This window comes from Bacteroides sp. 1_1_30 (assembly GCF_020982715.1).
In the GTDB taxonomy this organism is placed as follows: Bacteria; Bacteroidota; Bacteroidia; order Bacteroidales; family Bacteroidaceae; genus Bacteroides; species Bacteroides xylanisolvens.
In genome coordinates this window covers 1-13,770 of sequence record NZ_JAJKHN010000071.1, presented here as the reverse complement: position 1 = coordinate 13,770, position 13,770 = coordinate 1, and the positions used below count along the sequence as shown (strand labels likewise).

Below are 13,770 nucleotides of genomic sequence, written 5' to 3'. Positions count from 1 at the left end.
CACATTTACAACCAACTATCGTTTTTACGAACAGTAATAAAGAAATCTTGCTTGGTACCGTCAGTCGCCGTAACGGTAGCTTTCGTAGAACCCACTTTCAATCCTTTCAAGGTGAAAGTAATGTTGTCTTCCGCAGTGAGAAAAACAGCTATCGAGCTATCATCAACTTTACATGAGAAAGTCATATTCTCTCCATTCTTAAAATAACGGGAGTAATTGATCTTACTTGTACCACCAACGGACACATACATATTGGGAACAGTCATCTCGACACCTCTGCCCTCAACAGCTTTCAATAACTGATAGGCATCAATCAGTCCTGTACCCATATTACCTGTATAAGCAGCAGGTTCCATCTGTCCGGCTGCAATTTGGCCAAATGAAGCATTTGTGTACCAATATACTTTCATTTCCGTGAAATATGGTTCTACCGGCTTGACAGATTCCAATATCATTTTACGGAATTCATCTGCACGAAAATGACGATGCAATTTGGCAGCATAAGAAAGTCCCAGTGCGGCTACTCCCGAAACATGTGGACAAGCCTGTGACGTTCCTTCCATGTATCCATAATTCCCACCATCTTCACTGGCAGAAGATGGTATTGTGGAATATATTTTACCTTTGGGACTCTGATGATAATCACTGTCTCCACCTGGAGCACAGATAGAAACTCCATGCGCATAATTAGAATAACTGGATGGAGTACCATCGGCTGCTACGGCCGCTACCGAAATATAATCAGGATAAGCGCCCGGATATCCGGCCATAGCTGCATATTCATTACCTGAAGCAAACACGATGATACCTCCGTCTATGACATCATTTGGCGAGCCGGCATTATGAATAAAATAGTCAAAAGCCTCTTTCTCCAGCGGAGCACTGTCTACCCAGGCTTTATCAGAAGTATAACCCGGACTATATCCGCTAATGGGATTGGCAAGTCCCGAATTGTATCCCCAACTACACTGCAAAATAACGGCACCATTATCTGCTGCATATTTCACGGCTTTCGCTTCCTGATACAGGTTACATCCTTTAGAACCGGAAAACACCTGACAACTCATTATCTTTACACCACCTATATTACTAGCTTTATCCCCTCCTGCAATACCACTAATACCTTCACCATTATTTCTCACTGCACTGATAATCCCAGCCACATGAGTTCCATGTCCGGTATCATTCGGGTCATCATAAGAAATATAACCTTTATCATCTGTGAAATTGTAGCCATAACGGTCACCGGCATAACCATTTCCATCAGCATCTTCCTTTGAAGCAAATGTTTCGGCCTCATTCACCCACATATTCCCCTTTAAATCAGGATGATCATACATCACACCTTCATCAAGCACAGCTACGATAATGGAAGGATCTCCCGTACAAAGTTTCCAAGCTTCTCCACAATTTACATCAACCCCCGTTACAGCAGGTACTACCTTGTCACCCTTGTCATTCTTGTCTTCATTCTGAAGAATAGAACCATCATTCTTACACCCCCATTGTAGATTAAAATAGGTATCATCCGGTGTGACATTTATGGCGCGAGTGTTACGCATCACATGACTCATTGCTTGTTTGGTGAGAACTGTTGCCCGCACATTAGGATCGTATGAACGTTGGATAATATGGCTAAATTGGACTTTCGCCACATCTGCTACCTGCGACAAATCTTTAGCCACCTGCTCCAAATTCGTATCTTCATCAAAATGGATAACATACCAAAGATTCAGTCCTGCCTTGCGGGTGCGTTCTTCCGTGCGGTTATCTATCGGGAAAATACGCTCCAATTTATGAGTACCGATTCGTTGTAGAATTATATCCATATCCGAAATTCCCGAACGGGTCATCGCACCTCCGATAGAGCGAGTTACAGCAGCATCCAAAAAGGATGCCGCTTCCGGTTTGAATTTTACCATTATTTTTCCCTGGCTCGCTCCCTCGGGTAAATTAATAATTGGAGCTCCCTGTCCTGTATCAGGTTTCACTGTATCCATATCCCGGTCGGAACAGGATGTAAAAGTGATTGCTACAGCGGCTATTAGAATTAAATATATTCTTTTCATAATCAAATCAATATTCAGTTAATGTAGGTCTGGCTTTCGGATAACGCTCGTAAAACCATTCCAAATTAGAAGGTTCGTTCTTAAATCCCGGAACATTACCATTCATATCCTTTCCAGAATCCTGTGTATAAATCAAAGTGAACGGATCGAAACGTGCGAAACGCGGATGGTAAAGTAGCCATTCCGGTAAATCATCTCCCGACAAGAAGTTCAAGTTAATAGTGAACCTCTCGACATTAGGCAGAATCCTTGGAATAGTCTTTAATTTTTCCTTCACTTCATCGCTTGCACTGTTTAATGTATCGTTACTCTGAATATCTTCATCGGTATAAGCAGGAACTTCCGGTAAATGTGACCATGAATTAATGAATGTAGGTAATTCCCCATATATCAAATTATAGGATAATGACAACGATTTCAGTTTTTCCCACTTCAACAAGTTCTTAAAATTATAATTATTACTCGCATCAAATTTCAAGCCGAGATTTTCACGTGTATCGTTCAAATCTGTAATTGAACTGTATCGACGATTACCTGTCAAACTCAAATGAGTCAGTTCCGGGAAGTTTTTGGATTGTAAGTCAGACGGTATAGCCGTAAAGTTATTACTACTCAAATCCAATTTAGTTAAAATCTGACAAGATCCTTCTAATTCTGATTTTGAGATAGTTGTAATACCCATCGCATTTATTGTCAGATTCTTCAGATGCTGCAATCCCTTTAATGCGTTTCCAATCCTATAAGTAGCAGGAAGCAACTGCGTATTCGTGTTACTAGCAACAACCAATGTCTCCAAATATTTGATTTTACCGATTTCAGCAGGTAATTCCTCCTTTGTATTCAGCATTTTGAATTCAACAGAACGTACACGACCGATTTGTTCTGGAGTCACACCTTTATCAGTTCTCTCCCATACGGTTATGCCTGCCCAATAGTCAAGACGTTCGCTGGTATCCCAACTTATCATTGAACGCAATTTGGTACTTGCAATGACAATAGCAATGGAATCTCCCCGTCTATCATCTGTTATTTCCGGTGAAGCTTCCTGTTTTATAGTCAAAGCTACCTCTTTCTCCAGTTCATCTTCCTCGTTCACCGGAAGGAACTTAATCGAAGCGATTCTTTCTTTCGGATCCGTATTCATATCCCACTTAAATCGCATCTTGATGGTACGGGGACGAGCTCCATAATCCAAAGATATATCAGGTTGTCTTTTGGAAGTAGTCACCCAAGAGCCCATCAAAGGATAATCGACCTTGAATTTGACATTTGTAGTCACCGATATATCAAAATATCTTTTATCCTCGTTAGCCATACTGGCAACTTCCACTTCATATTTATCCAGACCTATCATCTTTCCATATCCGGTCTGATGTATTTTCAGTTCTTGCTTAGACTGTCCTTCCGGTACAAACGTCACGACAGCATGTCTCACATCATTAGAAAGTGTAGAATCCACTACAATCTCACAATTAGTGCTTCCGACACCATTAGCAGGCATCACCTTCACCCAAGGCTGGTTGACCTTTGCCACCCATTTAGTACCCGAAGCCACTTTCACCGACTCCATTCCACCTGTAGCACCCAAGGTGAACTCCTGGGCATCGATGGTGAAGCCAGAAATGCCTTCCTCATCCGAATCATCACAAGCAGCAATAAAACACAAGCTTGCAAAGAGGCATAAATATATTTTAAACAATGGTTTCATATAGATTCTTTTTTGTTATTTATCTATTTATTCTTTCAAATAATCACATCCACGAATATCCTGTTCCGGATCGTAGATGAGGAGATATCTTCCCTCTTTAATCAGATCGCAAACATTGGAAAGATTGAGAGAGATATTTGGATTATCCTTTATCTCAAAAACGATAATAGCCGATGATATCGTATCAGAAATCTTTCGCAAATCATTTCCACCAATACAGAATTGTCTCAAACTCGGACATAAGCCTAAATTGCCCGGCCATTTTCTCAACAAGCGGTTACCATTCTCATCGCGCTGGTTACGTACAGCATAAACAGTTAATGTGGCAGCGTCCATCGGTCCGGTAGGAACTTCCGTAAAGCGGTTGTTACTTAGATCCACACCATAAAGGAAAGGCATATTTTTCCCATTAAAATCATCCGGAAGCTTTGATAAGTGATTATAAGTCAAGTCGAATGTTTTCATCATATACGAATATTTTGATGCATTGAATGTACCTTTCGGTATCTCTTCTATTCCATTACCGTTCAGTCCTAAAGCTGACACCTGAGAATTTGTATCAAACAGTATCTTCGGGAATTTTTTCAATTTATTCCCCCCCAATGCAATCGTACTGGCATTTACGCCATTAAAAGTTCCATTCTCTTCACCCTCAAATCCATCAATTTCATTGAATGAAAAATTAACAGAAGACATTACATATACAGATTGCGAACTGAATATATTAGGGAATTTCTTCAATTTATTATAAGCAAAAGAGAAAGACTCCACATCAGCATATCCGCAGAAATGTCCACTTTCATCACGTGGCAATTCCTCTATCTGATTGTGATCCATTGACAATTGTACCAAAATAACATCACTACCGAATGCTTTCTCAATCTTTTTAATCTGATTGTATGCACAATCCAGTTTACCAAGTTTTTTCACCATTGACATATCCGGCAAAACAGTCAGTTTATTATAAGTCAAATAAAAGATCTGCAATGTTTTACTTATACTTTCGCTGGCTACAAACTTACCTAAATCCTCATGAAAATCTCCCAAACTCGGATTACTCGCCAAGTTGAATGATTGAAGGTTCGGCAGTTTATTCAGTTCTTCCGGAAGTTTTGTCATAGACGGACAATTGTAAATTTCAAGGTCTGTCAGATTCTCCAGCCCACTTAGGTCAGTCCCCGGTTCAAATCCTTCGAATTTACCGTTGGCAATATACAAATATTGCAATTTCTTCAAGTTTCCAATAGAAGCGGGTATTCTATGAATTCCATTTGTCAACCGATTGACCGGGACATCTTTCAAAGAAGGACGATTGGCTTTGCTATTTACAGTAGGCTGAGAAAAACGACTGGGTATCCCCTCTTTCTGCCACTTCAAAGCAGCTTGTATCGGTTCGGAGAAATACGATTCAATATCCACCTTTACAAACTTATTATAATAATCACTCCTTATAGAGTTCTTCTGTACTTCAGTCAATTCAGTTCCCATCGTCTTCTCAATGATATTATCACCTACTTGGTCGGCATGATTACCTAAAGATAAAGTTCTAAGCTCCGTTAAGTCTCCCAAAGATTCAGGAATATCACCTTCAGGACCGAACGCACCGATAGAAAGACCTGTGACACGTCCTTTGGCATCCAAATCGACACCAGGTTGATCTCCCCACAAATCAATATCTTTATTGAAATCCCAGTTAGTGCCTAAAGGATATGTAGTACCCGAATAACTCCATCCCTTCTGATTCTTTTCCGGAATAGACGGGCCTTTCAAGGCTTCCCACATTTCTTTCAGAACAAGATAGTCCTTAATACTGCCGGTAGTTTTACTGAAATTAATCGGAACGTTAACTTCAGTAGTCACATTATCCAGCACTTCAAAGTCAGCACCGTTTACTTCTCCATATTCCAAAGATCCCTTATTTTTCTTTTTAGTCGTATAACTTTTAATCTTATATTTACCGGCAGAAAGACGGAATAATGAATCACTGACAGCCACGGATATCTTCTTTCCACTATCATCCAGCTTCTCTGTATACTTTACGGCAATATTCTCAAGAGTCGTCTCTTTTTTCGTAAACTGTTCCTGTACCGTTACATTGATGTATTTGATATCGGAGAAAACATAATCTTCGCCTATTGCCCGAGTGGATGGTAGAAAATTTTTAGTTATAGTAAATTTCACTATCCCTCGATTCACTACTTTCACCTGTATGTCTTGTACAGCTAACCCACCATTTACTACAGTCAAAATTGTCTTTTTATCCGGTTCGCCGGAAAGAATCTGTTTCAAATCCTGCGTAGTTCCATCTGCTTTATACAGATAGAAACCGATAATCTGATAAGTTCCGGCCATCAATTGAAGTTTGTCACTTCTCAAGCCAAATTCACTATCGTCGCCCATCGCTTCCAGACCGACAGTCTGTACAATTTCAGTACCGTCTTCCTGATTGATAAGCACGATTTTCATTTTTTGCGCATCACGCAAATAATCCAGCTCATTCGTACTGGCACGTGTATCTGTCGAAACACCTTTATAAAGTTTGAACTGAGCATATCCATATCCTGCCTGAAGTACGTCATCATCGTCAGAGCAACTTCCAGCTGTAAACCCTAAAGTAAACAACATGCAAGAAAGGACAAACATTTTTATAAATAATATCTTAGTTTTCATATAAGCTAAATTTTACATGTTATCAATCCTCATATCGGGGTTGAATCAGCAATACTCCTAAAATAGTTTCATTATCCATTAATTTAATAACCATAGGCTTTGTTCCATTCTTGCTTTCGTCCATACCTGAAACATTGACAAATGCACTTGTCATATACCTTCCCTCAACTTCAATTCCTTCCCATACGGTATCCTGACCATTATGCTTAGTTTCAGCTTGCAAATTCCAACCGGAGTAGCCATTTACAATAATATGGAATGGATCATAATTAACACCTAAAGTCAACGATGAAACCAAAAATACATTTGTAGTACCATATTCACTTTCTAATTGTTCATCTGGCATATCCGAAGGTACAGCTTTCACAGGATTGCCTGTACCATCCAAAATAGGTTCACCACTTTCTTTAACCAAAGATATCAGATCTCCTGCCACTCCTTCCTGTTTTATATCAGCAATTATATTTTCATCATATTCCTTTGGAATCCCCTTTTCAAGTAAAACAAGATCGGATAGATGATCCTTAATTTCAGCATATATAACGTTAGGAAATGCTAATACATACGCAGTTCTTGCTTTCGAATTATTTGCGCTTGCTGCTATATTAATATTCCCTTCTTTATCATCATCTATCCAAAGCCAACGATTAAAGGAATCCATTATTGTATAAGAATATTCAAGCTCCCATGTCATCTGATTCCGTTCTGCCACATATTCCACACATACCAAGGTATATTCATCATTCTTAGCCATTACCGTTACAGGAACTCCCTCGCTATCATAACTATTATCGCCTGCAATATAACTTTCTCCATCAACCGAGACTTCTATGTTATCTTTCAGAGTACCAATAATTCTATCAGCAGGAATACCTTCATACTTCACAGGGACTTTTGCAACAGCTCCGCTTCTACTTTCAATTGTCAGAAAGCCGGTAATTTCATTCTTTTTATATTGCATTATCATCTGTGGAGTGACGCTGACATTATCTCCAGCATTGCCAGATACAACTTCGCTGTCTGATGCTCTACGATTGAATTCCATCCATTCGGGGTTACTTTTCAAAGCCCAATCCTCATTAGCTTCTAACACCAATATGTCAGTTCCATCAAAATTGATGACAAAAGGATTTTCTTCTGTGTACATTACAGACTTGTCCGCATTGAAAGCCCGAACTTCATAACCAGTAGACGGACGCGTCACCTCCGCTATCACCTGCTGGCTTCCTGCCAGCTTCATAGTCAGCTCTGCCTTATAAGATTTTAACAGTTCGGTAGCATCATCACTAATATGGATAGTGACTGTCTGCTTTCCGGCATTGCCTGAACAAACGAACGTCCTCTCACCATCCTGTTCAAAATAGCACCATAACGATGAGGAAGTCAATATCCAGTTATCGGCAGCCTCAAAAGTCAGTGTCTTGGTATCTCCGATTTCACATTCTATTTTCTGCAAATCCGGGAATACAGGCGTTGTAGTCTCGTCATCATCACTGCAAGCAGATACGAAGAGACAAAACACTAACGTAATCAATTGCAAATAATATTTCATTATATCTTTCATATTTATTTCCGATTATAGTTTAGAGTCCTTCCTCTTTCTTATACTGTTCCGCTTCTTCATCACTAATCCACTCCAAGATATTCACATAAGTACCTACTGTACCTTTACCCACCACATAAATAGTGCTATATAAGAATACGAATTTCTGGCATACATTATAATAAGAATCGTACGCAACAGGCTGAGTACACATCAGCTTTCCATTACCGTAAATGGTTCCGAAGGCTTCTGCCGTACTACCTATAATTTGATCATCAAACTCTACAAATGGTTTCAACGGATCGGAAGGATCATACTTAATTTTAAGATCATAATTCTTGTAGAAAAAATCATGTAATATGATAGTATTATCTTCCGTCTTGTCTCTTTCTGCCTGCAATAACCGATGTTCCGTATCCGTCATATATGCATTAAAGAAAGAAGAAGTCAATAGACAATAGCCTTCAAAAGTACTTAGTTCGAAAGGACATGCTTTTTGCATTTGAACACGAGTACGTGTACCGTACAAATCCCATATATTTTCATCTTTCGGAAGCAAATTGAACGTAACCGACAAAGAGTCAGTTTTACCTATATTTTCATAAACACCCTTCATCCGGAACTTTGCAACTCGCTCCCCTGCTTTAATGGTTACCGTATTTGATTCAACTACATATTGCTTTTTTTCAATTGCATTACTAGCCTTATCGTCTACTTCCACACCAAAAGAACGGTCATAATCGCATATATTCGTAGCTACTACCGGAATCTCAAACCATTTCTCGCTGTCCTGCACCGGATACATAGATAATGTATCGGAGAACATCACGTAGTCGGAACCGCTGTAAGTCGTCCGGGAAAGATCATTACATCCCCAGAATCCGACAGCCAACGTCGTAAGTGTTACTATTCCTGTTATTAATCGTTTCATTGTTTCTCTATATTATCTTTATACATTATTTATTGCTTTCATTAGGTGCTAGATCTACGCCAGGAGCATCCAACTCATGTTGTGGAATAGGCCATACAAAACGAGGATCGTCTTTCTCTAACTTCAACGTATTACCCGGAGAGATAGTCGAAGTTTGCTCTTTACGTTCAAATCCCTCATGCCAACGTTTCAAGTCGTTAAGACGGAAACCTTCCATAAAGAGTTCTTTCATACGTTCTTCACTGACAGTTTTAAACCAATTTTCTTCTGTAAGCGTAGTAGAGCCACCATAAGAAGAATAACGAGCCATACGTAAAGTAGAAATATCAATTCCTGCTTTTCCATAATAAGATGCTCCCATCCGGCAATAAGCCTCTGCACGAATCAGATATTGTTCCGCTAACCGGAACGGTTTCGGCATGGATACACACAGCAATCTTTGGCTTATAAAATCCTGATTTCCCATGTATTTAACCAAAAGAGGCCAAGTCAACCCATGAGAGAATCCGGTCGTTGCCGTAGCGAAATAAGCATTATAGCGTAAATCAGCATTGGCATAGGCATCCAATGCCCATTTAGCTGGTACATAATCCGGTTTATAAGATGTATAATCATAATTGAGGAATACAGTGCCTAATGCCCCTCCATAGGAATTTACCTCAAACATTACTTTCCAAATGATTTCAGTAGAATTATCATACTGCCACATGTATGCAAAATCATTATAAGTAACCGAATAACTATGCTTGGTTGCATCAGCTAATATATATTTCTTACTATCTATTACTTTAGTAGCATATTCAACAGCTTTCTCCCACTTCCGCATATACAGGTACATACGAGCATATAAAGCATTGACTGTACCAATCGTGAAATATGCAGAATTATAAATAACCTCAGTGTCATCATCCGTAGCCAGATATTCGGCCGATCTAGCCAAATCATCCAATACAAACTGATACGAATCTTTTAAAGAAGCACGTTTTACAGGTCCCGGATTAACGTAGCTGGACTGCAGTACAACTCCCAGTTCATTGGCAGCTTCTTCGTCACTTTCATAAGCTTTACAGAAACACTTCAACAGTTCTGAATAAGCCAGCGCACGGGCAAAATAGATATGACCTTTATAGGTATCCAACTTGTCCAGTTGTTCATCATCTGAAGTGTTGGCCTCTACAGCAGCAATGTTATCAAGAACAAAATTGCAACGTCCGATGACAGTATACAAGCCACCATACACATATTCCACCTGTTTATTGATAGCCAATATTTCATTACGCCATACATCACCATAGATATTTGTATATCCTTTAACAGCGTATACCAGATCCGTCTGAATATCAGGCAATAAAGTCAAGTATCCGCTATATAGGCTGGCATTTTTAAACTGTGCATAAATACCGACCAAAGCTTGGCGTACATCGCTCACTGTCTTAATAGCCTCTTCTTGCGGAATTGCATCTTGCGGATATTTATCAAGACAGGAAGATGCCGAAAGCAATACCGCAACTAAAACTATATATAATTTTATTTTTCTTATCATCACTGATTAATTTTAGAATGAAACTTCCAGTCCGAATGTAAACTGACGGGACATAGGGTATTGAGCCTTATACACATTGGAGGTAGACTCCGGATCCATCCCTGTAAAACTTGTAAATGTCAACAAATTCTGTCCCTGCGCATAAATACGGGCACTACTTAAAAAATTAGTCCGCTGCAACCATTTCTGTGGGAATGTATAGCTAAGCATTAAATTTTTCAGACGCAGGAAAGAAGCATCTTCCAAGAATCGTGAATCTAGTTGAGGAGTAACTCCATAACGAGGGATATCAGTCACATCTCCCGGCTTTTTCCATCGATCATAAAGCATACGTTTTGACTGATTGTAGGCACTGAACAGTCCGTTGCTCTCTTGAAAAACTCTGTCATTGTTTAGCATCCAGCGATCGGCCACCCACGTGAACTGTGCGGAAAGTGAAAATCCTTGCCAAGAAAGTGTAGTACCAAAACCACCTTGCCAAGGAGCTTCATGTGTCTTACCCAGCATCACTTTGTCACTTTCATTATATTCTGTAGTAATTTCACCGTCTTTGGTATACCATAAAGCATCTCCATTAGTAGGATTGACTCCTGCATAACGGTTCAGATAAAATTCACCTAACGGATGACCTACCGCAACCATTCTACCAGTATCAGAGGCTACATATTCTGTTATCCCATTATAAAGCTCGGTTATCTCATTTTTATTATATGAAACATTGGCGTTCACATTCCATGTAAAGTCTTTGATGCGAAGTACGTCTGCACTGACATTAATTTCTACACCACGGTTTCGCATAGCTCCCACATTATCCCAACGAGTTCCAAAACCGCTAGTTGTGTAAGAAATGGGAACTGCCATCAACATATTAGTAGTTTTCTTATTATAAAATTCCACATCCAAATTTATACGATCAATAAAACCTAAATGCAGTGCCACATTAGTAGCCCATGTAGACTCCCAACTTAATTCTTCATTTCCCAACTGGGAAATAGCAATACCTGATTCATTGTTATACTTATATCCACCGGAAACTAAAGCCAGATGTTCATAGTTATTAATAGAAGAGTTGCCCGATGTACCGGTATTAATCGCTATTTGCGCATTAGTAAGCCATTTATATTTTTGCATGAACTTCTCCTTACGGAGATTCCACATAAACCCGACTGACCAAAAAGCTCCCCAATGTTTATCTGTTCCGAAACGGGAAGATCCATCCCCACGAACCGAAAAGTCAGCATAGTAACGATCATCATAATTATATTCACCACGACCAAAAAAAGAGAGAAAAGAATATTCCGTAACGGGATCTCCCCATGATGAAGCGGTAGAACCGGAAGACAAGTTTGTCAAAATATCATTTGTCTGTCCACGAGTCGTAACCTGAAAACCTTCATAATGATAATCGACTCCTTCCTGCCCAACCATAAAGTTGAATGAATGAACATCATTCAACATAAAACGGTAGTTTGCCGTATTTGTAATCATCAGATTAAGCATATCATACGAACTACGCTGGGCACCTCCATAATTATTATTTGGCTTATAACTCGGAAAACTTCGATAAAAAGAAGTAGTATGACCATAATCTGCACTTAGTTGTGAACGAATTGTGAGATTCTTTATAGGTGTAGCTTCAGCATAGAAAGTAGATAAAAGTTTATACTTCTTATTTGATAACGGATTGTTTTCCATCCATGCTAACGGATTCTCCGTCGTTCCTTTCCAACTGCCGTCATCCTGAAGAGCCAGACTTCCATCCTCCTTATAAGGATTCCAGTAAGGCAACATGAAAAAAGATGCGGAAATAGGAGCCCACAATGCATATTCACCATCATCACTCTGTTCTACCTCCTGATAAGTAAACATTGTATTCGTTCCTATTTTCAACCATTTATTAGCTTTCGCCTCCACATTGGCACGGAAGTTAACACGCTCAAATGTAGAACCTACTGCAATACCATCCTGATCATAATAGCTTCCCGAAACATAATAATTTAACTTTTCCGTACCACCATTTACTGATAACTCGTAATTCTGCAAGGGTGCTTTGTCATTGTATACCTTATCCAGCCAATTGATATTTATCTTACTTAATTTCTCGTAATCCTGTCCTTTATCCAATCCCACTTCTTTTTCAAACTGAATACGTTCGTTCGTATCCATCTGATCCCAGTCCTTTGAAGCTAATTGGGAAAAACCTAGTTGTGTACGGAAAGTAATCTTGGCAGCTTCCCCCATACGTCCACGCTTGGAAGTGATTACTACCACGCCATTAGAAGCACGTGCGCCATAGATAGAAGTAGAAGAAGCATCTTTCAACACTGAAATGCTCTCAATATCATTAGGACTAATCGTGTTGAAATCTGAACTTGAAATAGCCACTCCATCCAATATAAAAAGAGGATCTTTCCCCGAATTAATTGAATTTGTTCCGCGAATACGAAAAGTTGCTGCCTTACTGGGTTCACCTGATTCAGAAAGCACCATTAATCCCGGTGCCTGCCCTTGCAGTGCCTGATCGAAACTCGGAGCAGGAACATCTTCCATCTTTTCAGCTTTTACCGTAGATACAGAACCTGCAATCGTACCTTTCTTACGTACACCGTAGGCAACAACCACTACTTCTTCTACCATTTGTGCATCACTCTCCATCTTCAGATTCATGCGAGTGGCAGCAGACACCTGCTTTTCCATCGTTTTCATTCCAATGTAAGAAAACTGCAAAATGGCGGGAGATTTCGTCACTGTGATACTGTAATTACCATTCATATCGGTAATTACTCCGTTCGTCGTACCCTTCTCCAAAACAGACACACCAATCATCGGCTGATTGTCTTCCGCCGAAATAATGTGTCCCGTTACCTGATATCCACCCTGTGCAAAAAGCAACAGGGGGATACTTGTCAGAGTAAAGAGTACAAACAAGAGAATTGATTTTCTCATCTTTGATACTTTGATTTTAAATTAATGAAATTGATTTATTTTTATAGATTTATCTACAATAAGGAATACGCAGTCTTCGCGTAGAATAATACACTCCTTTCCCAAAATCGGTTTATGCATTTTCTGCACCGACTTGGGACAGGCTATTATTATCTATAAATATAGAATAGGAATAGACTAACTTGGCAAATTCTTAATATTGCGCCAAATATCCAAATAGATTTTTCGTGTTACTGCTGTGTGAATTAAATGTATGACCATCTGCTCTCTTAAGTTATAAATTAAACACTAATATCACTTGTTCTGTTTAGGTGTTATACACTTCTAATATTGTTCTATTTTGGCTACAAATATATATAT

The 13,770-nt window shown here is 39.3% G+C and carries 7 protein-coding genes; all 7 read right to left on the bottom strand.

Translation table 11 applies throughout. The annotated features are described in order from the left end of the window. Nucleotides 1–5: 5 nt before the first annotated feature. From LPH68_RS19045 to LPH68_RS19015, 7 genes are read right to left on the bottom strand one after another with little or no spacing between them, the layout of a single operon-like run. A complete protein-coding gene (locus tag LPH68_RS19045) occupies nt 6–2,069 on the bottom strand; it encodes a S8 family serine peptidase (protein WP_087318199.1) in 2,064 nt (687 codons plus the stop codon). 7 nt (nt 2,070–2,076) lie between these two features. Then, nucleotides 2,077–3,777, bottom strand: coding sequence for a BACON domain-containing protein (locus LPH68_RS19040; protein WP_087318200.1), 1,701 nt, complete (start codon nt 3,775–3,777; stop codon nt 2,077–2,079). 27 nt (nt 3,778–3,804) lie between these two features. Next, nucleotides 3,805–6,447 (bottom strand): DUF4458 domain-containing protein, encoded by a 2,643-nt coding sequence (locus LPH68_RS19035; RefSeq protein ID WP_151939520.1) that lies wholly within the window; start codon nt 6,445–6,447, stop codon nt 3,805–3,807. 22 nt (nt 6,448–6,469) lie between these two features. Then, entirely contained in the window at nt 6,470–8,011 is a 1,542-nt protein-coding gene (locus LPH68_RS19030; protein WP_049703093.1) for a DUF5003 domain-containing protein, read from the bottom strand. A gap of 19 nt (nt 8,012–8,030) precedes the next feature. After that, nucleotides 8,031–8,921, bottom strand: coding sequence for a DUF4984 domain-containing protein (locus tag LPH68_RS19025; protein ID WP_015532815.1), 891 nt, complete (start codon nt 8,919–8,921; stop codon nt 8,031–8,033). Between the two features lie 25 nt (nt 8,922–8,946). Beyond that, nucleotides 8,947–10,464, bottom strand: a complete 1,518-nt coding sequence (locus tag LPH68_RS19020; RefSeq protein ID WP_049703094.1) for a RagB/SusD family nutrient uptake outer membrane protein — start codon at nt 10,462–10,464, stop codon at nt 8,947–8,949. 12 nt (nt 10,465–10,476) lie between these two features. After that, entirely contained in the window at nt 10,477–13,410 is a 2,934-nt protein-coding gene (locus tag LPH68_RS19015) for a TonB-dependent receptor (RefSeq protein ID WP_008021767.1), read from the bottom strand. Nucleotides 13,411–13,770 lie beyond the last annotated feature (360 nt).